The 19646-nt window shown below is 69.7% G+C and carries 16 protein-coding genes; 9 read left to right on the forward strand and 7 right to left on the reverse strand.

What is annotated here, in order from left to right; translation table 11 throughout:
• Nucleotides 1–13: 13 nt before the first annotated feature.
• Genes AC5P6X_RS13660 through AC5P6X_RS13680 form a run of 5 tightly spaced genes read left to right on the forward strand, consistent with a single transcriptional unit; the run spans nt 14 to nt 6986 of the window.
• A complete protein-coding gene (locus AC5P6X_RS13660) occupies nt 14–997 on the forward strand; it encodes an AAA family ATPase (RefSeq protein ID WP_049449757.1) in 984 nt (327 codons plus the stop codon).
• A 7-nt stretch (nt 998–1004) separates the two neighbouring features.
• Nucleotides 1005–1901: a DUF58 domain-containing protein gene (locus tag AC5P6X_RS13665; RefSeq protein ID WP_049449756.1), complete on the forward strand. Its 897-nt coding sequence runs from the start codon at nt 1005–1007 to the stop codon at nt 1899–1901.
• On the forward strand, nt 1898–3019 hold the full coding sequence (locus tag AC5P6X_RS13670) for a BatA domain-containing protein (RefSeq protein ID WP_329755825.1): 1122 nt from the start codon (nt 1898–1900) through the stop codon (nt 3017–3019). The genes AC5P6X_RS13665 and AC5P6X_RS13670 overlap by 4 nt, the downstream gene beginning before the upstream one ends.
• Complete coding sequence (locus AC5P6X_RS13675) at nt 3016–5181, forward strand: hypothetical protein (protein ID WP_329755824.1); 2166 nt, start codon at nt 3016–3018, stop codon at nt 5179–5181. The genes AC5P6X_RS13670 and AC5P6X_RS13675 overlap by 4 nt, the downstream gene beginning before the upstream one ends.
• On the forward strand, nt 5178–6986 hold the full coding sequence (locus AC5P6X_RS13680; protein WP_329755823.1) for a hypothetical protein: 1809 nt from the start codon (nt 5178–5180) through the stop codon (nt 6984–6986). The genes AC5P6X_RS13675 and AC5P6X_RS13680 overlap by 4 nt, the downstream gene beginning before the upstream one ends.
• A gap of 59 nt (nt 6987–7045) precedes the next feature.
• Here the strand turns inward: AC5P6X_RS13680 and AC5P6X_RS13685 are convergent, their stop codons facing one another.
• A complete protein-coding gene (locus AC5P6X_RS13685; RefSeq protein ID WP_099604808.1) occupies nt 7046–7720 on the reverse strand; it encodes a hypothetical protein in 675 nt (224 codons plus the stop codon).
• 40 nt (nt 7721–7760) lie between these two features.
• A complete protein-coding gene (locus tag AC5P6X_RS13690; RefSeq protein WP_123959325.1) occupies nt 7761–8279 on the reverse strand; it encodes a hypothetical protein in 519 nt (172 codons plus the stop codon).
• 211 nt (nt 8280–8490) lie between these two features.
• Between AC5P6X_RS13690 and AC5P6X_RS13695 the strand changes: the two genes are divergently transcribed.
• From AC5P6X_RS13695 to AC5P6X_RS13705, 3 genes are all read left to right on the forward strand, one after another.
• Entirely contained in the window at nt 8491–10980 is a 2490-nt protein-coding gene (locus tag AC5P6X_RS13695) for a DEAD/DEAH box helicase (RefSeq protein ID WP_262091019.1), read from the forward strand.
• A complete protein-coding gene (locus AC5P6X_RS13700) occupies nt 10977–11999 on the forward strand; it encodes a ribonuclease H-like domain-containing protein (RefSeq protein ID WP_329755821.1) in 1023 nt (340 codons plus the stop codon). Before AC5P6X_RS13695 ends, AC5P6X_RS13700 begins: the two co-directional genes overlap by 4 nt.
• Nucleotides 12000–12065: 66 nt before the next feature.
• Nucleotides 12066–12380 carry an I78 family peptidase inhibitor gene (locus tag AC5P6X_RS13705; RefSeq protein WP_012478704.1) on the forward strand — a complete coding sequence of 105 codons (315 nt, stop codon included), beginning with the start codon at nt 12066–12068 and terminating at the stop codon, nt 12378–12380.
• Nucleotides 12381–12447: 67 nt separating this feature from the next.
• Here AC5P6X_RS13705 and AC5P6X_RS13710 read toward each other — a convergent pair whose 3' ends face one another.
• Together AC5P6X_RS13710 and AC5P6X_RS13715 are read right to left on the reverse strand one after the other, a co-directional pair.
• A complete protein-coding gene (locus AC5P6X_RS13710) occupies nt 12448–14445 on the reverse strand; it encodes a M56 family metallopeptidase (RefSeq protein WP_088437001.1) in 1998 nt (665 codons plus the stop codon).
• A gap of 3 nt (nt 14446–14448) precedes the next feature.
• On the reverse strand, nt 14449–14835 hold the full coding sequence (locus AC5P6X_RS13715; RefSeq protein ID WP_019661969.1) for a BlaI/MecI/CopY family transcriptional regulator: 387 nt from the start codon (nt 14833–14835) through the stop codon (nt 14449–14451).
• Between the two features lie 191 nt (nt 14836–15026).
• On the opposite strand from AC5P6X_RS13715, the gene AC5P6X_RS13720 reads away from it, so the two are divergent.
• Nucleotides 15027–16124, forward strand: coding sequence for a serine hydrolase domain-containing protein (locus AC5P6X_RS13720; protein ID WP_088437008.1), 1098 nt, complete (start codon nt 15027–15029; stop codon nt 16122–16124).
• Here the strand turns inward: AC5P6X_RS13720 and AC5P6X_RS13725 are convergent.
• The 3 genes from AC5P6X_RS13725 to AC5P6X_RS13735 all read right to left on the reverse strand — a co-directional run bounded on the left by AC5P6X_RS13725 (nt 16083) and on the right by AC5P6X_RS13735 (nt 19556).
• On the reverse strand, nt 16083–16733 hold the full coding sequence (locus tag AC5P6X_RS13725; RefSeq protein ID WP_234411870.1) for a hypothetical protein: 651 nt from the start codon (nt 16731–16733) through the stop codon (nt 16083–16085). The two genes, AC5P6X_RS13720 and AC5P6X_RS13725, sit on opposite strands and share 42 nt — an antisense overlap.
• 165 nt (nt 16734–16898) lie before the next feature.
• Nucleotides 16899–18314, reverse strand: a complete 1416-nt coding sequence (locus tag AC5P6X_RS13730) for an XVIPCD domain-containing protein (protein ID WP_088437003.1) — start codon at nt 18312–18314, stop codon at nt 16899–16901.
• A 123-nt stretch (nt 18315–18437) separates the two neighbouring features.
• The gene (locus AC5P6X_RS13735) at nt 18438–19556 is read right to left on the reverse strand and encodes an SDR family oxidoreductase (RefSeq protein ID WP_005411829.1); all 1119 of its coding nucleotides are present in this window, start codon (nt 19554–19556) and stop codon (nt 18438–18440) included.
• Between the last annotated feature and the right edge of the window lie 90 nt (nt 19557–19646).

The raw sequence follows: 19646 nt of genomic DNA on the forward strand, positions 1-19646 counted from the left end.
GACCTGCACGCCCATGACCTCCCCCGACCTCGATTCCCTGCTGCCGCGCCTGGATGAGCTGCGCGCCGCGCTCGCACGCGCCGTGGTGGGCCAGAACGCCGTGGTCGAGCAGCTGCTGATCGGCCTGCTGGCCGGCGGCCACTGCCTGCTGGAAGGCGCACCCGGGCTCGGCAAGACCCTGCTGGTGCGCTCGCTCGGCCAGGCACTGGAGCTGCAGTTCCGGCGCGTGCAGTTCACCCCCGACCTGATGCCCAGCGACATCCTCGGTACCGAGCTGCTGGAGGAAGACCACGGCACCGGCCATCGCCACTTCCGCTTCCAGCAGGGCCCGATCTTCACCCACCTGCTGCTGGCCGACGAACTCAACCGCACCCCGCCCAAGACCCAGGCCGCACTGCTGGAAGCGATGCAGGAACGCACGGTCAGCTACGCTGGTACCACCTACGCGCTGCCCGCGCCGTTCTTCGTGCTGGCCACGCAGAACCCGATCGAGCAGGCCGGAACCTACCCGCTGCCGGAAGCGCAGCTGGACCGCTTCCTGCTTCACGTGCTGGTGGATTACCCCAGCGAAGACGAGGAACGGCAGATCCTGGAACAGACCACCGGCGGTGCCACCGACGCGGTGCCGAAGGTGATGGATGCCGACGCGGTGATCGCGCTGCAGGCCGCGGTGCGCCAGGTGCATGTCAGCCCGGATGTGCTGGCCTGGATCACCCGCCTGGTGCGCGCCAGCCGGCCCGGCGACGGTGCTCCGGCGGCGATCAACCAATGGGTGAAGTGGGGCGCCGGCCCGCGTGCCGGCCAGTCGCTGGTGCTGGCAGCGAAGGCACGCGCACTGCTGCAGGGCCGTTTCGCCGCCACCCGCGAGGACGTGCAGGTGCTGGCCGCGCCGGTGATGCGCCATCGCCTGCTGCTGTCGTTCGCCGCCGAGGCCGAGCAGAAGCGTGCCGACGACGTGGTCGCCGCGCTGCTGCAGGCCGTGCCCTTCCCGGGTTGAGCCACGCGTGAACGCAGGTACGCCGTTGACCCTGCCGCCGGAACTGCGTGCGCGCCTGCGCCTGCTGCGGTTGCGGCCGCGCCTGGCCAGCGGTGCCAGTGGCATCGGCCAGCACGCCAGCCGCAGCCGCGGTGCCGGCCTCGAATTCGCCCAGTACCGTGCCTACGAACCGGGAGACGAACTCCGCCAGATCGACTGGAAGCTGTATGCACGCTCGGACCGCTTCTTCGTGCGCGAGTCCGAACGGGAAAGCCCGATCACGGTCTGGCTGCTGCTAGACGCCACCGCTTCGGCCAATCAGGCGGATCGCGCTGCACCGCAGCACTCGCGTCTGGACCATATGCGCGGCGTGGCCGCGTGCCTGGTTGAGCTGGCCTTGCAGCAGGGTGACCGTTTCGGCCTGCTGGCAATCAATGGCGATGGCCTGCAGCTGGTCCCCGCGGCGAACGGCGCACGCCAGCGTGATCGCGTGCATCTGCAACTGCATGCCCTGCAGGCGCGCGGCGCCTGGCCTGCGGCCGATCGCCTTCGGCCGCTGTGGGAGCGCGTGCGCCCGGGCGACCTGCTGCTGGCAATCGGCGATGGCTTCGACGATGCCGGCATCGTGCTGCTGGAACAACTGGCCAGCGCGCGCCGCGAAGTGGCACTGCTGCAGATCCTCACCGCCGACGAGCGCGACTTCCCGTTCGACGCCGGCCACCGCTTCCGCGACCCGGAGACCGGCGAGGAACTGCTGGGCGATGGCGCGGCGATCCGCGCTGACTACCTGCAGCGCTTCGCCGACGCACGCAGCGCATTGCATGCGCGCCTGCAGGCCAACGGGATTGCCAGTGCCACCGGCTGGCTCGACCAGCCGCTGGACCAGGCGCTGCAGGCGCTGTTTGGCCGTGGGGGCGATGCATGACCCTGCTGTTCCCGCTCGGCCTGGCCGCGCTCGCTGCAGGGTTGCTGCCGCTGCTGATCCACCTGGCCCGCCGCCATCCGTACACGCCACTGGATTTCGCCGCGCTGCGCTGGCTGCGCGCGCAGATCCGGCCACGCCAGCGCGTCCGCTTCGATGACTGGCCGTTGCTGCTGGTGCGCCTGCTGTTGCTGGCCGCACTGGCCCTGCTGCTGGCACGACCTGTGTTGACTGGCCCGACGGCGCCTCCCGCTGCATGGACCGTGGTAGCGCCGGGACTGGATGCTACGACCCTGCGTGGAACGGCCGAGGATGGCAACTGGCACTGGCTGGCACCCGGCTTCCCCGCCATTGATCAGGCACCCCCTGCATCAACCGCCTCCCTGCCCAGCCTGCTGCGCGAACTGGACGCGCAGCTGCCCGTCGGCACCGCATTGACCGTGCACGTTCCCGATCCCCTGCCCGGCCTGGATGGTGCCCGCCTGCAGCTGTCGCGCGACGTGCAGTGGCACACGCAGCCGATGCCGGTCACTGCGCAACCGAGTGCCGCGACGTCGCCGCGCCTGCGCGTGCACAGCGATGCTTCGGCCACTGCCCAGCGCTGGTTGAACGCACTGCAGCGCGCGTGGGGCGTGCAGGCACCGCTTGCTCCGCTGCCGGCGGATGCCCTGCCGGAGCGCGGTGAGATCGGCGTATGGAGCCGCAGCGATGCACTGCCGGCGAACTGGCAGGCGTGGCTGCGCGGCGGCGGTCGTGTCTTGACTGCCGGCAAGCCTGCTGCCAGCGCCAGCATCCTGCTGCGCGATGCCGAGGGCGCACCGCTGCTGTGGCAGCAACGCATCGGCCACGGCTATCTGCTGGCGCTGCCGGGTGGCTGGAATGCCGCCAGCAACCCTGCGCTGCGCGATCCGCGCCTGCCACGTGCCCTGCTGCTGGCGCTGCAGCCGCCTACGGCCCCGCGCCTGGGCGATGCACGTGACCAGGCACCGCAGCGGGCTGCATTGCCTGCTGCACCACCACCGCTGCGTGAGCCCACGCCTTGGCTGTTGCTGGCCGTCGTGCTGCTGTTCGCGCTGGAACGCTGGATGGCCAGCAGCGCCCGGCGCAGGGTGGCCGCATGAACACCCTGCAGCACGCCTGGCAACGCGCACGCCGCCGCCGTGCGCTCATCACCCTGCTGTTGGGCCTGCCATGGGCGCTGGCCGCCACGGTGCTGGCCCTGCGTCTTGCAGGCTTCGATATCGCCTGCGTCGTCGGCACGGTCAGTCTGCTCGCGTGTGCGGCCTTCGCCACTGCGCGTGCCCGCCAACTGGACCGGCAGTGGCTGCAGCGCCAGCTCGATGGCAGCGGTGCCAGCGAGGACAGTGCCGATCTGCTGTTCGCCGACGCCGCCACGCTCAATCCGCTGCAGCAGCGCCAGCGTGTGCATGTGCTGGCCATGCTGGAACGCGCGATGCCGGAGCTGCGTCCACGCTGGCCGCGTGGGGCATTGGCGCTGTGCTGGATCGCAGGCCTGGCCATTGTTGTGCTGGCATTCGGCTGGCCACGTTCCGGCCCCGGCTCCGTGCCTGTCCGCACGCCGGTGCCTGGCAGCGCTGCTGCTGCGGGCCCGCTGCGCCTGCAGTCCACCCGCCTGCGCATCGACGCGCCGGCCTATACCGGCCAGGCCACGCTCACCCAGAATGCGCTGGATGCGAAGGTTGCCGCCGACAGCCGGCTGTCCTGGTCCCTGCGCTTCGACCGCGCCCCGGACAGGGCATGGCTACAGTTCCACGATGGTCGCCGGTTGCCACTGAGCGAGCGCGAAGGACAATGGCAGGCGCAGGATGTGGCACGTATGCCGCTGCTGTACCGCGTGGTGAGCGAACCGGCACTGGCAGAGACCCGCCTGCATCGGCTGGATGTGGTGGCCGACCGTGCACCCAGCGTGCGCGTACTGGAACCCACGGCCAGCCTGGTGCTGGGCACGCCGGGGCAACGGCAGTGGGCACTGCGCTTCGAGGCCAGCGACGATTACGGTGTCGCGGCGCAGGCAACGCTGTCGATCACCACTACCCAGGGCAGCGGTGAGAACATCACCTTCGTAAAGCGCAGCGTCACGCTTGCCGGCAGCGGCGAAGCCACCGCGCGGCGTTTCGCCCACACCCTTGATCTGGCTGCGCTGGGCGCGCAGCCTGGCAACGATGTGATCGCCCAGCTGGAGGTACGCGACAATCATGCACCCACCCCGCAGACCGGGCGCAGCAGCAGCGTGATCCTGCGCCTGCCCAGCGCCGAAGTCGCGCTCGGTGCAGAGCTCGAGGGCCGCATCAAGAAGACCCTGCCTGCGTACTTCCGCAGCCAGCGGCAGATCATCATCGATGCCGAAGCGCTGATCCGGCAGCGACGCAGCCTGGCCGCCGAGGACTTCGTGAAGCGCAGCGATGCGATCGGTGTCGACCAGCGCATCCTGCGCCTGCGCTACGGCCAGTTCCTGGGCGAGGAAAGCGAAGGTGCGCCGAAGCCGCCGCCGACCAGCGACCTGCCCACCAGCGATGCGCCGACCGCAGACGGCCACGACGACGATCACGAACACGACCATGGCGCGCAGGCCGGCGCGCAAGACGACCATGGCCACGATCATGGCAGTACAGCCAACGCAGATATCCCGCCGGTGTTCGGCAGCGAGACCGACGTGCTTTCCGAATACGGGCACACCCATGACCACGCCGAGGCGACCACCCTGCTCGATCCGCAGACCCGCGCCACGTTGAAGGCCGCGCTGGACCAGATGTGGTCGGCCGAAGGCGAGCTGCGCCAGGGCCGCCCGGAGCAGGCGCTGCCATTTGCCTACAAGGCGCTGGGCTTCATCAAGCAGGTGCAGCAGGCCGAGCGCATCTACCTGGCCCGGGTCGGGCCGGAGCTGCCACCCATCGATGAAAGCCGCCGGCTGGGCGGTGATCGCGCCGGACTGGCCAGTCGTGAACTGCCGTTGGCCGCGCGAACCCCGCCGGACCCGGCCATCGTTGAAGCCTGGCAACGCCTCGGTGATGACAACGGCGCACCGGATCTCGATGCGCTGGCGGCCTGGCAGCAGCGCAACGCCGCCTACCTGCCCGATGCACTCGATCTGGCTGCGGCCATCGAGCAGCTGCGCATCGAGCCCGACTGCGGCGACTGTCGCCAGCGCCTGCGCGCACAGTTGTGGCGGGCGCTGCAGCGTCCGCTGCCACAGGCGATGCGGCGCAGTGCCGCCGATGCGATGGGCCAGCGCTACCTCGACGCGCTGGAGGCGCAGCCATGAACGCCTCCGCTGTGAACCTGTGGATTGCACCGGCACTCGCTCTGATCGTGGTCATCGCCAGCGTGCGCCAGCTGCGTGCGGACACTGCGCACCCTGGCCGCCGGTGGGTCGTGATCGCACTGCAGATCATCGTCGCCACGCTGCTGTATTTCTGCCTGGCGCCCCCCACCCGCCAGCAACCCGCAGGCGGGCTGGTCGTGCTTGGCGTCGATGCGGGCAAGGCCGGCGCACTCCCGGCCAGCGAAGGCCCGCTGTTGCTGTTGCCGGAAGCTGCCGATGTGCCCGGCGCACAGCGCGTACCCGACCTAGCCACCGCGCTGCGCCAGCATCCGGCCGCCACGCTGACGCTGGTCGGTGCGGGCCTGGTCGCACGTGACCGCGACGCGTTGCTGCCGCCGGATGTGCGTTGGCAGGCTGCACCGGAGCCGCGCGGCTGGATCGCGCTGCAGCCGCCGGCCGATGTCGCACCCGGTGCCCGCTTCGACGTGCAGGCACAGGCGCGTGGCGCGGCCAAGGCGAAGGCCGAACTGCTCGACCCGGCCGACAGCGTGGTCGATCGCACGGAGGTTGCCGACGACGGCCGCGTGCAGCTGAGTGGTGTCGCCCGCGCCGAAGGCCGCAGCGTGTTCCAGCTGCGCCTGCTCGATGCCGACGGCCATGTGGTGGACAGCGTACCGGTGCCGCAGCAGACCCTGCCGTCCGCACCGCTGCGCCTGCTGGTGCGCGCCGGCGCGCCGGGTCCAGAGCTGAAGTACCTGCGGCGCTGGGCAGCCGATGCAGGCATCCGTGTGCAGGTGCAGGCGGATACCGGGGCCGGACTCAGCATCGGCGATGGCGCGGTGTCGATCGATGCAGCATCGCTCACGCGCAGCGATCTGTTGCTGCTGGACGAGCGCAGCCTGGCGGCATTGAGTGCGGGCCAGCTGGCCGCCGTGCGCCAGGCGCTGCGCGATGGACTGGGCGTGCTGGTGCGCAGTGCGGGCGCACCTTCGGCCAGCGCGCGGCAACGCCTTCGCGATCTGGGCCTGCCAGTGCAGGGTGATGGCAGCAGCCACCCCCTCAAACTTCCCGGCGATGGCGAAAGCGCGGTCCTCGCCGCACGCCGTGGCCCGCTCGCCGCTGGCACATTGCCGACCGGCTACGGCGAAGAGGCCGACCGCAGCTCGCACAGTGCCGCGCTGCCTTCGCTGGAAGCACTGGCGTTGCAGGCGCCGGGCAGCAACGCGCTGCTGCACGATCGGGGCGGCCAGGCCGTCGGCGGCTGGCGCGCGGTCGGCAAGGGCCGCATCGGCCTGCTGCCGCTGACCGACAGCTGGCGCTGGGTGCTGACAGGCCGCGATGACCGCCACGGCGAACTGTGGAGCGACGTGGTTGCCACGCTGGCACGCGCGCAGGGCAGCGGTGATGCGCTGTGGTCACCACAGCCCATCAGCTGGGCAGGCGAACGGCAGGCGCTGTGCGGCGTGCAGGCGCCGCTGCAGGCCTTCAACCTGCGTGGCGACAGCGTGCCGCTGATCGCCGATGGTGCAACGTCGGCGCTGCGCTGCGCCGGCTGGTGGCCCCGTGAGGCAGGCTGGCAGCGCCTGCAGCATGGCGACAGTATCGTCTGGCGCTATGTGTTCGACCCAAAGGACGCCGCTGCACTGCATCGGCAGGCGATGATCGATGCGACCACGCAGGCGTTGGCCTCCAGCACGTCGGCGAACGCGTCGGTGATGCAGCCCGTGCCGGGCTCGCGCTGGCCGTGGTGGCTGGCGTTCGTGTTGTGCGCATCGCTGCTGTGGTGGCTGGAACGGCGGCGCTGACCCGGGGTCGGATCCCTTTCGCCCGCGAAAGGGCTCTGCCCCCCTCCGTCAGGCGTCCTTCAACGCTTGCCCGCGCGCCGGTACACGCCGTTGAAGCGCACGTTCATGCCACCGCATTCGCTGTTGTCGGCCACGATCAGCACCTCGCCCAGCGAATGCACGCGTACCTTGCAGGTATCCTCGACGAACTCGACGTCGGCACCGCGCGGCGCGGCGCGCGCTTCCACCTGGCCCATGTTCGGTCCGTAGGGACGCTGCTCCGGCGTGGGGTTGGCGGAGGGCCAGTAGGCGTCCCCCTCCACATGCAGTTGCCCACCCTGCACGGTGATGCGCAGGCCGTTGTCGCCGTCCTTCCAGTTGCCCGCCCAGTCCTGCAGCGACGGCACGGCCACCGGCAATGGCTGCAGCTTGCTGCGGTCCACCCAGCCGGCACTGCCACCCACCCTGTTCGGGAAGAACGCGCAGCGATAAGCGCCCAGGTCGCGCCCGGTCACCACCGTATCGCCGTTGACCACATAGCTGCGCTGTCGGCAGGCCGGTTCGCCCTTGGCCGGGCAGCCGTCCATGTCGCCAAGCAGGTACAGGCGCGGTGCATCGACCACCCGCGCCAGTGCGAACCGGCTCTGTTCGGACGGGAACGCGCCATTGCGGCAGGCGCCGTCATCGGCGATGCCGGAAGCGAAGGCGGAGGCCGGCAGCAACGCGGCCATCAGGCAGATCGAACGCAGGAACATGGCAGCACTATTGGTGGGGAAGCCGGCAGGATATACCGGGCTACTTCACCGGCGGCGCGTCGCCAGCATTCTGTTCCTGGGAGAACAGCAGCGCGCGCCGCTGCTGTTCCGCACTGAGTTCCGGCGGCGGCCGCGCCACGGCGGCCTGGATCTGCGAAGGTCCACCCGTGAGCTTGTTCACGCCCTTGGCGGCCGCCATCACACCCTTGACCACGCCCATCATGATGTAGCCGCCGCCCATGCTCACCTGCTCCGGCGATGGCGGTTCGCTCCAGTCACGGCTGAAGCGGTTGTCGCCGAACTTCACCGGGTTCTTGAAGCGGTAGAGATCCAGCGGCTCGTCTTCCGGCTTGAGCGCACGCACTTCGCCGAGGGTGGTGACGTTGTCCTGCGGCAGAGCGGTGGAGATCGGTGCGGTGGTTGCCGCCGAAGCATCCACCGGGGGAACGGGCGCAGGATCGGGCACCGCCACCGGCATAGCCTGCTGCGCCTGCGCGATGCCGGCCAGCAGCATGCCGGCCAGGAGGGCTCCCTGCGTTCCACGTCGTGCCACAGCCATCCACCTGTTGGTTGCGTCCAGCGCCCAAGGATACGGATGCCGGCTTCAGATTTCGTTGCTGCACTGGCAGCTGTTCAGCCAGGGGAGATGCGGCGACGCCACGGGACGCGGGCACTGAACGGTTCACGCCCTCCGTGTGCGGTGTCTCACATCCTGAGACGTGAGTGTGGTGCCATGTGACCCCTCGCAATCCGTCCCGGCTCCATCTTCCATGGCCTACGAACTCGCCAAGCGCACCGCCGATGCCGAGCAGAAGCTCGCCACGCGCGACGGCCTGCCCGCCCGCGACGGCGCCCTGCTCAGCGCGCGCCTGCAGCGCCGCTACCAGGACCGCATCACCGGCAGCTTTGCCATTCCCGGCCGCGAAGGCCGCTATGCGCCCATTCCCGATTCAGTTCCGCCTGCCCTGGCCGCTGCGCTGAAGGCGCGTGGCATCGAACAGCTCTACAGCCACCAGGCCGAAGCCTGGGAGGCCAGCCAGCGCGGCGAGCACGTGGCCATCGTCACCCCCACCGCCAGCGGCAAGTCGCTGTGCTACACCCTGCCGGTGGTCAGCGCGGCAATGCAGGACAAGGCCAAGGCGCTGTACCTGTTCCCGACCAAGGCACTGGCCCAGGACCAGGTGGCCGAGCTGCTGGAACTCAACCGCGCCGGCGATCTGGGCGTAAAGGCCTTCACCTTCGATGGCGACACCCCCGGCGATGCGCGCCAGGCCATCCGCCTGCATGGCGACATCGTGGTGTCCAACCCGGACATGCTGCACCAGGCCATCCTGCCGCATCACACCAAGTGGGCGCAGTTCTTCGAGAACCTGCGCTACATCGTCATCGACGAGGTACACACCTACCGCGGCGTGTTCGGCAGCCACGTCACCAACGTGCTGCGCCGGCTCAAGCGCATCTGCGCGTTCTACGGCGTGCAACCGCAGTTCATCCTGTGCTCGGCCACCATCGGCAACCCACAGGCGCATGCCGAGGCGCTGATCGAGGCCCCGGTGACTGCCATCACTGAATCCGGTGCGCCCAGCGGGCCGAAACAGGTGCTGCTGTGGAACCCGCCGGTGATCAATCCGGACCTGGGCCTGCGCGCCTCGGCGCGCTCACAGAGCAACCGCATCGCGCGCATCGCGATCAAGTCCGGGCTGAAGACCCTGGTGTTCGCGCAGACACGTTTGATGGTGGAAGTGCTGACCAAGTACCTGAAGGACATCTTCGACCACGATCCGCGCAAGCCGCCGCGCATCCGCGCCTACCGCGGTGGCTACCTGCCCACCGAGCGGCGCGAGACCGAGCGCGCGATGCGTGCCGGCAACATCGACGGCATCGTCAGCACGTCGGCACTGGAACTGGGCGTGGATATCGGCAGCCTGGACGTGGTCATCCTCAACGGCTACCCCGGCAGCGTGGCGGCCACCTGGCAGCGCTTCGGCCGCGCCGGCCGCCGCCAGCAACCCGCACTGGGAGTGATGGTGGCCAGCTCGCAGCCGCTGGACCAGTATGTGGTTCGCCACCCGGACTTCTTCGCCGAGGCCTCGCCCGAGCACGCGCGCATCGCGCCGGACCAGCCGCTGATCCTGTTCGACCATATCCGCTGCGCGGCCTTCGAGCTGCCGTTCCGGGTCGGTGATGGCTTCGGCCCGATCGATCCGGAGGTGTTCCTGGAAGCGCTGGCAGAGACAGAAGTGATCCACCGCGAAGGCGAGCGCTGGGAATGGATCGCCGACAGCTATCCGGCCAACGCGGTCAGCCTGCGTGCGGTGGCCGACGGCAACTTCGTGGTGGTCGACCGCAGCGATGGCCGCCAGCAGATCATCGCCGAGGTCGATTATTCCGCCGCCGCGCTCACCCTGTACGAGGGCGCCATCCACATGGTGCAGTCCACCCCGTACCAGGTGGAGACGCTGGACTGGGACGGCCGCAAGGCCTACGTCACCCGCACGCATGTGGATTACTACACCGACAGCATCGACTTCACCAAGCTCAAGGTGCTGGACCGTTTCGATGGCGGCGTGGCCGGCCGTGGCGATTCGCATCATGGCGAAGTGCACGTGGTGCGCCGCGTGGCCGGCTACAAGAAGATCCGCTATTACACCCACGAGAACATCGGCTACGGGCCGGTGAACCTGCCCGACCAGGAACTGCACACCACTGCGGTGTGGTGGCAGCTGCCGCAGGCGCTGCTGCTGCGCGCGTTCGCCAGCAAGCAGGATGCGCTGGATGGCTTCCTCGGCGCCGCGTATGCACTGCACATCGTCGCCACCGTGGCGGTGATGGCCGATGCGCGCGACCTGCAGAAGTCGGTGGGCAACGGCGATGGTTCCTGGTTCGCGATCGCCGACCAGAGCGGCCGCGGCCAGCTGCGCGGCAGCGAGGGCGATCCCGGTGGGGTGGAGCTGCTGCAGGAGTTCGTGCCCACCGTGTACCTGTACGACAACTTCCCCGGCGGCGTCGGCCTCAGCGAACCACTGTGGCAGCGCCAGGCCGAACTGGTGCAGCGCGCGCGCGAACTGGTGCAGCGCTGCGACTGCAGGGCCGGCTGCCCGGCCTGCGTGGGCCCGGTGCTGGCCGCGCAGGAAGACGATGAGACTTCGCCGCGCGCGCTGGCGCTGCGCGTGCTCGACCTGTTCGATGCCGACGCCTGCCAGCGCGTGCCCGACCTGGTGGTGACCACGCGCGACCCGATGGAGCTGCTGGCACCGTGAGCCTGAGCCTGGACAAGCTGCGCCTGCTGCGCCGGCAGGCCGGCGACCCGAAGGCGAGCACACCGGCCGCGCCGGACGTGCCCCCTGCGCCACCGGCACCCATGGCCGCGAACGATGCGCGGCAACCACCGGCCGAACGTTCGGTGTTCGCCTGGGTCGAACAGGAGATCCGCCACAAGCCCACCGGCGCTGCGGTCTCCACACCGGCACCCGCACCGCTGCGTCGGCCGGAAGTGGGCGGTCTGCATCGCCTGCTCGGCCTGCGTTCGCGCGGTGGAGCCGCGCCGGCACGCGCCAGCGCGCAGGATCGTCAGCTGCCCGGCGAGGAGATCGCGCCGGGCCTGTTCCTGATCGAATCGCTGCAGCCGCAACCAATCCCGACTGCCCCGCTGTCATTGGCCTTCGCCAAGCGCGAGGACCAGCACGTAGCTGCGCGCGACCTGCTGTTCTTTGATACCGAGACCACCGGCCTGGCCGGTGGCACCGGCACGCGTGCCTTCATGATCGGCGCGGCCGACTGGCACGTGTGCCCGCAACGTGGCGAAGGCCTGCGCATCCGCCAGCTGCTGATGTCCACCATGGCTGCGGAAGAAGCGATGCTGGCCACCTTCGCCAGTTGGCTGCAGCCCTCCACCGTGTTCTGCAGCTACAACGGCCGCAGCTACGATGCGCCGCTGCTGAAGGCGCGCTACCGGCTGGCGCGCCAACGCGATCCGATCACCGCGCTGGACCATGTGGACCTGCTCTACCCCACCCGTCGCCGCTATCGCGGCACCTGGGAGAACTGCAGGCTGTCCACCATCGAGCGCCAGCTGCTGCGCGTAGTGCGCGAGGACGACCTGCCCGGCTCGGAAGCGCCGGGCGCATGGCTGCGCTTCCTGCGCGGCGGCGACGCGGTGAACCTGCGCCGGGTGGCCGACCACAACCATCAGGATGTGGTGACGCTGGCCCTGCTGCTGCAACGATTGGTGCACGAGGAGCAGCGCGAGCGCGAGACGCTGGCGCTGGTCGGGCAATAGGCCTTGACGCGGCCTGACGGTGGCAGCGGCGACACTGCCGCCACCATCCACGCCTGGAGCCCGACGATGCGCCTCAATCCCCTGGTCCTGCTCGCCATCCTGCCCTTGGCCGCCTGCAGTCATGCCGGCAGCAGCACCTCCCATGATCCCGCGCCAGCGCCCGTGGCCGATGCCGCGCACGAATGCAAACCGGAGGCGCTGGACGCCTTCACCGGCAGGACCGCCGACGAAGCCACGATCAAGAAACTGGTGGCTGACAGCGGCGCGCGCAATGCACGGGTGGTCAAGCCGGGCATGGCGGTGACCATGGACTTCCGCCAGGACCGCGTGACCGTGCAGGTGGATGCGCAGAACCGCATCGAGCGCGCCAGCTGCGGTTGATGTTCCCAGGGTAGTGCCGGCCGCTTGCCGGCACCCCCCATTGCCGGCCAGCGGCCGGCACTACCGATCAGAGTCGCTCGGCCTTGCCACTGGCCAGTGCGCGCGCGATCACCTGCTGCGCCTGCTGCGATGCCTGCGCGTGCACGCGTGCCTGGCGCTCGCCCAACGCGGCCTGTTGGCTGCCCAGCGCCGCCTGGCGGCTGGCCAGTTCAGACTGCTGGCTGGCCAGGCGCTGCATGGCGCGGGTGCGGCTGGCACGCGCGGTTTCGTTGTCCACTTCCTGCATCGCACGACGCGCCTCGGCGGCAGCCTCACGTGCGGCCTCACGTGCAACCGCCGCGTCGTTGGTCGCGCCCCGCGCCGCCTTCGCCGCTTCGGCCGCCGCTTCGCGGTTGATGTCATGCGCGGCCATCGCACTGCGCGCGGCCTCCGCTGCGGCCAGTGCCAGGCGGCGCGCCTCTTCACCCTGCAGACGCCCCATCTCACCCATCTGCTTGCCCAGGTCGCCCTGCTGGCGGCCCAGCGCACTCTGCTGGCGGCCCAGTTCGCTCTGCTGGCGACCAAGGTCCGCCGCACCGGCATAGGCGCGCTGCAGCGACTGGATCAACATCCGGTCGCGCACCACATAGCGCTTGTCGCCCTGGCGGAACCACAGCGCCGGGCCCTTGCCGAGCTGCCTGCGGGCCACCATCACATCGTCCATGCCGCCGTTGGCGAAGGTCGAATCACCATCGACCAGCACGAAGGCCTCCCGGGGCGACTTGCCCAGATCGAGGCGACCGTAGGTCGTGATGGAGGAGGTGGTGGTCGTGCCGTCATGGTCCTCATCCATGCCAGCGGCATCGTCGACATCGGCCACATCGGCATCGTCAGGACCGGAGGGTTCTTCCATATCGGCCGGTTCTGCGGGCGGTGCGGGAGCCACCGGCTCGGCCGGAACGCGCGCGGCCGAGGCTGGTGCGGGCGGGGCTTCCGGAGCCTTCGGCGGGGGCGGCACCACGGCCTTCGGGGCGGCCGGAGGTGCGGGCGGGGCCGGCGGGGCCGGCGGCACCGGCGCTGCGACCAGCCGCATCGGCGCCACGCCCACCACCACCACCACAGCGGTCAGCGCCACCGCCAGCAGACGCGGGCAGGACCGGTGCGACTGCAGCGAAAGCAGGCGACGCTTGAGGCTGGTGGTGCTCGGTGCGGCGCTGGCCACGCCCAGATGCGGCTGCGGGGCCACGCCCAGCTGCAGCAACAGGCGGCCATAGGCCTGGCGGCTGGCGCCATGTTGGCCGACCACCGCCGCATCCACGGCTTCCTCGCGGGCCTGCGCGTATTCGCGCACCGACAGGCGCAGCAGCGGGTGGAAGAAGAACAGGTGCTGGGCCAGCGCGGGCAGCAGGCCCCATTGCAGGTCACGGCGCTGCAGGTGCTGCAGTTCGTGGGTCAGTGCCAGGTCCAGCGCATCGCCCTGCAGGACGTTGTCGCCGGCCGGCAGCAGCAGCACCGGGCGGAACGGCCCGACCAGCTGCGGTGCGTCCACCTGCGTGCTCATCCACAGCCGCGGCGCACGGCGCACGCCGTGGGCATCGGAGGCCAGCTGCAGGGCCTGCACCAGCGCCTCGTCCTCGCAGGGATACGCCGCAGCCAGCAGTGCGCGGCAGCGGCGCCACTCACCGAAGGTGCGCAGCGCCATCACCAGCACGCCGGACAGCCACAGCGCGGACAGTGCGACCGCCCACCATGCAACTGCCGGTACTTCGGCCGTGGGCAGCGGCATCGCGGCCAGCAACTGCGCAGAGGCCTCCGGGGCCAGCGGGTAGACGATGTCAGCGGCCACGTCGGTCGCGGTCATCGCCACCGCCTGCGGCGCCGGCAGCCAGGCCAACTGCAACGGCTGGCTCCAGAACAGGCCGAGCACGGCCTGCAGCGAGACCAGCCACCACAGGCGGCAGCGGGTCGCCGCCGACAGCGACGGCAGCGCGCGGCACAGGCCGTACACCAGCGCCACCAGCAGCACGGTCTGCAGGCTGGTCCAGCCCAACCGTTCCAGCATCGGAATCAGCATCGTGGTGTCCATGGCTCAGCCCTCGTGGCGACGCGATTGGAGTTGGGCGACCAGCGCTTCCAGCTCGGCCAGTTCGTTGTCGCTGACCTGCTGGCGCTGCGACAGGTAGGCCACGAACGGCGACACCGAGCCCTGCAGGGTGTTGTCGACGAACTGGGCCACGGCACCCTGCAGCACGCTCTGCGGGCCACGGGTGGCCTGGTAGCGGTAGACGCCGTCCTGCTGCCGGCGCTGAAGATACCCCTTCGCCCGCAGCCGCTCCATCATCGTCAGCACGGTGGAACGGGCCAGGCCGCGGGCCTCGCCGTAGCCACTGGCGACCTCGCCGACGCTGGCCGGCGCATGTTCATCGATGTACTGCAGCAGGGCCAGTTCCTGGTCCCCGATGGTCTTGCCACGCATGACACCACTCCCTTGACTACACGTGTCGTCACTGTCAGCTTGACGACAACTGTAGTCAACCCCCCGGAAGTCATGGGCCGACGAACGGTAGGCACCACCGAGCGCTTAAACCTTTGACCCGCCCGCTGCATCCGATCCGCAACGCCCCGCTGGAATTCCGCATGTCCCGCCCAATGCTCCGAGTCCTGCTCATGCTCATCAGTGCACTGCCCTTCGCCGCCGTCTCTGCCAGCCAGGACCAGGCCAACGACCAGACCCGCCGCCTGATCCGCCAGATCATGCTGGAGCAGCGCATCCCGGGATTGCAGATCGCGGTGGTCAAGGACGGGCAGACCGTGTTGTCCGAGGCCTACGGGCTGGCCAACGTGGAGAACGGTGTGCTTGCCTCGCGCGACACCCGTTTCCCGCTCAATTCGGCCACCAAGGCGTTCACCGGCGTGGCGGCCGCGCAACTGGCCCAGCAGGGGCAGCTGGATCTGGACGCACCGGCCTCGCGCTACCTGGATGACCTTCCGCCAGCGTGGAGAGACGTACGCGTACACCAGCTGCTGGCGCATACCTCCGGCCTTCCCGACATCCTTGATGCGAAGGGACTGCTGGGCGGTGGCTCGGAAGCGCAGGCGTGGGCGGCCGTCACTGCGCAGCCGCTCGAAGCCGAACCCGGGCAGCGCTTCGCCTACAACCAGACCAACTACGTACTGCTGGCACGGATCATCGCGAAGCAATCCGGCATGCCCTACGAACGTTTCCTCGCCACCGGCCAGTTCAGCAGCGCGCGCATGGCCCGCACCACCTTCGGCGACAGCTACGACCTGATTCCCGATGCGGCGACGATGTACAGCCTGGCCCCGCGTGCCACCGACGCTGCGGATGCACCGTCCCGCCTGTCGCACTGGTTCTACGACATACCGCCTTCGCTGTGGGCCGGTGGCGGCATCCTCACCACCGCCGACGACACCGCGCGCTGGCTGGTCGCGCTGACCGAAGGCCGCCTGCTGCCGGAGACCGCCCTGCGGCGGATGTGGAGCGCGGAGCGCCTGGCGGATGGCCGTGCCGGCCCGTGGGCGGGGGGCTGGCCGGTACTGCGCGCATCGCCCGACCTTCAGGTGGCCGGTATCGGCGGTGCGCGCTCGGCGTTCGTGGTCTATCCCGAGCGCGGCGTGGCGGTGGTGGTGCTGACCAATCTTGTCGGTGCCAATCCGCAGCAGTTCATTCCACGCATTGCCGATTTCTATGCGCGCGATGCCTCAACGCCCAGTCACGAACGGGTCGCCCCTGCACGGCAATAACGGGCTGTCATCGCAGGGCCATAGCCCGGCCGGCACGGTCCTGGCCACTTCGAAGTGATCCTGGTTCCAGCGCAGGAAACCGCCGTGGATGGCATTGCCATGGTCGAAGCTGCGCGCAGCGTCGGCCAATGGCTGCTCGGGGTCGGCTTCGGCCACCCAGCGCACCACCGGCACCTTGTCCAGCTGCCCGATGAAGGCGAACAGATCGCCCGCGCCCCTGTCCTGGTAAGCCGTCATCGTCGCCGCATCAGGCAGCTCGACCTGCGCCAGCAACGACGCGGTGACATCCTGCAGCGGTGCGGCTCCCTGCGCGATGTAGGCGCGCATGCCCGTGGTGGTTGCTGGGCAGTCCTGCAGCTGCACGAGATACCCGGTGGTACCGCCACTGCTGGAGAACGAGCGCATCCAGTAGCGGAAACGCGGTCCGCTGCGATCGGTGACCATGAAATCCTGCTGGCCACCCTGCGCGGGAATGGAAAGCACCTGCGCATTGCCGGCACTCTCCACGTTGCACTTCAACTGCGCCAGCACCCGCCTGGCCGGTTCGGGCAGCGCAGCGTAGCGGCCGCCGGAATGGGCGCTGCCGGAAGCTTCCGGTAACGCAGGCAATCCGCGTTCAGTGGGTCCTGCCTGCGCAGGCAAGGTCTCCGGTTTCGCCTCAGGCTTCGCAGCGGGTGCGACCGGCACGGTGTGCTCCCCGGCGGGTGCGCATGCGCTGCACGCCAGCAGCAACACCCACGGCAAACCGGACATCAAGGGTAGACGGACCATCCTTCAACGTCCTCCCATCGCGGGTGCTTCGTGCTGCTGTGCCGGCGCGGGCACGGGCGCACCCTGTTCGCGCGCTTGCTGCTGCAGCTGGCGCAGGCTGGTTTCCACCGCAGTCTCGCGCACCTCGGCTGCGTTGACGCCTGCGCGCACGGCCGCCGGATCGCCCGGACTGCCCTGCACCAGGAACAGTGTCTCACCCGCAGCGCGGCCGCCACTGGGATTGCTGGCCACGATCTGGTCGACCCGGGTGATGCCTGCGGCCTTCGCTTCGCGCAGCATCACCAGGCTGTAGTCATCGGCGTGCTCGGCGTAGCGCCCGCCCAAGGCCTGCAGGTGCGTGCTGATCTGCTGCTGCAGGGCATGGTCGCGATGCTGCGGCTGCCGGGGATCGTCATTGGCCGCGAGCGGCGTGTCCTGTCCCAGCCCGCGCGCCTGGCCCGGCGCAACCGAGGTCAGCACATACTGCCAGCGGTTCTGCCCGGGGGTGCCGCGTACCGTCGCCACGAAGTCGTCGTACTCACCGCCGCCGATGGTCTGGCAGCCCGCCGAATCGGTATTGGACCGGCTGCCACGATGGATCTTGAAGGTGTCGTTGAGGTCCTGCACGCCCTGGGTATCGCGCGCATCGAACCAGCCATCGCCATTGCTGTCGCGCTCCACCCGTCCAGCGCCGGCGGTGATGGCCGCCTGCGAAGGGCGCAACGCGAATTCATCGGGATGGCCGTTGCGCGGATGCGTGGTCGCGCGCATCTCGGTGGTGCCTTCGCCCAACCGTCCAAGATCCTTGACCCGGTCGCCGTTGACGTCCTCGCCCTCGGTCTTGGTACGCGGCGCCACGTTGCCGAAGCCAGGGCTGCGTGGCGTGGTCTTGGCGTGTCCGTCGTACTGGGCGGTCGGTTCTGTCGTGGCCTGGTTGAACTCGCGCACATGGCCGTGGCCCTGCGCATCCTTCCACAGCACCACGATGCGGTCGTCGTAGACACCACGCCCTCGCGCCTCGGTGGTGCGGTTCTCGTCGCGCAGCCCCAGCACCACGCGATCCTGCGTGGCCATCGCATCGTTCGCCGCGGCGTTGCCGCGCTGGGCCACGATGCTGCCATACACGTCGTACTGCTGGGCCTGGCTCAGGCCCGCAGTCTCCGCGGCGTCGGGCATGCGCGGTGGGCGCGTCGCGTCGCTCAGGCGATCCAGCATCGGGTTGACCGTGGCCGCGTCGGTGGCGGATACGCCACCGCTCCGTCGCAGCGCCTCAAGCTCGGTGGCGCCCCGCGCCGCGATGTAGCGATCCAGCGATTCCTGCACCACCGCACGCTGGCCGTTGTGCAGGGCCTCCAGGCGGGCGGCCGCGCCACGGGCATCGTTCTGCCGCAACAGGGCGACGACTTCATCGGCCGCTGCGTTGATATCCATCTCCGGCATGATCTTTCCCTGAACGTGATCGGTATGGGAGTCCAGCCTACCCCACCGCACCGGCGCAGCCGTTGACACACGCCACACACCTGCGCGAAGCCCCGTTCAGCAGACGCCACGCCGTAGTGCTGTTCACCCTCGTGGCCCGCCCATCACCGGCAGGATCACCCCGCTGATGTAACTGGCACAGGCCGGCGAGGCCAGGAACACGTAGGCCGGCGACAGTTCCTCGGGCTGTGCAGGCCGGCCCATGTCGCTGTCCTTGCCAAATTCCGCCACGTCCTGCGCCGGCTTGTCGGCCGGGTTGAGCGGCGTCCATACCGGCCCCGGCGCCACGCAGTTGACCCGGATGCCGCGCGGCAGCAGCTGGCTGGCCAGCGATTTGGTGAACGCGTGGATCGCGCCCTTGGTCGCCGAGTAATCGATCAGCGCCTTGCTGCCGAAGATTCCCGTTTCCGAACCGGTGTTGATGATGCTGGCGCCCTCGCCCAGATGCGGCAGCACCGCGCGCGCCATCTGGATGTACCCGCCGATGTTGGTCTGCAGGGTCTCCTGCAGGTGCGCGTCTTCCAGGTCTTCCAGCCGCTCGCAGTGCAGCTGGAACGCGGCGTTGTTGACCAGGATATCGATGCCGCCGAACGCCTTGGCCACCTGCTTCACCGCTTTGTCGCAGAAGCGCGGATCGCGCACGTCACCGGCGATCACCACGCAGCGACCGCCTTCGCGCTCCACGTGCTGGCGGGTGATGTCCGCGTCCTCGGCCTCGTCCAGGTGCAGCACGGCCACGTCGGCACCTTCACGTGCGAACAGCACCGCCACCGCGCGGCCGATGCCGGAATCGCCACCGGTGACGATCGCACGCATGCCCTGCAGTTTGCCGCTGCCGGTGTAGTCGGGTGCAAGGAAACGCGGCGCCAGCTCCAGTTCGTGTTCGTGCCCGGGCTTGGCCAGCTGCTGCGCCGGCATCGCCTCCGGCTGGCGTCGTGCTCCGGCCTGGGTCGCGGTCTTCTTTGTTGCCTTCTTGGTTGCCTTCTTGGCCGCGCGGGCGTCCTTGGCCTTCTCCTGGTCCTGCAGGCGCCGCTGCCGTGCCGCAACGCGGGCGGCGCGGGGATCGCTGGCGGCGGCCTTGCGGGTTGCAGTCTTCACCACGCGCGGGCGATCGGGGTCGGCGATGGTCCTGGTTGCAGTGCTGCCTTTGCGCACCTTGGGTGAGGCTTTGCGGCGGGCGGGGGTTTTCCTGGTGGTGGCCATGCAGGTCTCCTCGGGGGGGAATGGGATTGCCGGCCAGCGGCCGGCACTACCGGGCGCATGCGCCGCAGTACCGGGGGCGGCATCCGCCGC

The sequence above is a fragment of the Stenotrophomonas sp. YJH_SMC_40 genome, assembly GCF_059368615.1.

Excerpts from the sequence above, each read along its gene's own strand:
- AC5P6X_RS13705 (WP_012478704.1), top strand. The coding sequence starts at position 12,066 with ATGCGCCTCAATCCCCTGGTCCTGCTCGCCATCCTGCCCTTGGCCGCC.
- AC5P6X_RS13660 (WP_049449757.1), top strand. The coding sequence starts at position 14 with ATGACCTCCCCCGACCTCGATTCCCTGCTGCCGCGCCTGGATGAGCTG.
- AC5P6X_RS13735 (WP_005411829.1), bottom strand. The coding sequence starts at position 19,556 with ATGGCCACCACCAGGAAAACCCCCGCCCGCCGCAAAGCCTCACCCAAG.
- AC5P6X_RS13680 (WP_329755823.1), top strand. The coding sequence starts at position 5,178 with ATGAACGCCTCCGCTGTGAACCTGTGGATTGCACCGGCACTCGCTCTG.
- AC5P6X_RS13690 (WP_123959325.1), bottom strand. The coding sequence starts at position 8,279 with ATGGCTGTGGCACGACGTGGAACGCAGGGAGCCCTCCTGGCCGGCATG.
- AC5P6X_RS13710 (WP_088437001.1), bottom strand. The coding sequence starts at position 14,445 with ATGGACACCACGATGCTGATTCCGATGCTGGAACGGTTGGGCTGGACC.
- AC5P6X_RS13675 (WP_329755824.1), top strand. The coding sequence starts at position 3,016 with ATGAACACCCTGCAGCACGCCTGGCAACGCGCACGCCGCCGCCGTGCG.
- AC5P6X_RS13670 (WP_329755825.1), top strand. The coding sequence starts at position 1,898 with ATGACCCTGCTGTTCCCGCTCGGCCTGGCCGCGCTCGCTGCAGGGTTG.
- AC5P6X_RS13730 (WP_088437003.1), bottom strand. The coding sequence starts at position 18,314 with ATGCCGGAGATGGATATCAACGCAGCGGCCGATGAAGTCGTCGCCCTG.
- AC5P6X_RS13720 (WP_088437008.1), top strand. The coding sequence starts at position 15,027 with ATGCTCATCAGTGCACTGCCCTTCGCCGCCGTCTCTGCCAGCCAGGAC.
- AC5P6X_RS13695 (WP_262091019.1), top strand. The coding sequence starts at position 8,491 with ATGGCCTACGAACTCGCCAAGCGCACCGCCGATGCCGAGCAGAAGCTC.
- AC5P6X_RS13685 (WP_099604808.1), bottom strand. The coding sequence starts at position 7,720 with ATGTTCCTGCGTTCGATCTGCCTGATGGCCGCGTTGCTGCCGGCCTCC.
- AC5P6X_RS13715 (WP_019661969.1), bottom strand. The coding sequence starts at position 14,835 with ATGCGTGGCAAGACCATCGGGGACCAGGAACTGGCCCTGCTGCAGTAC.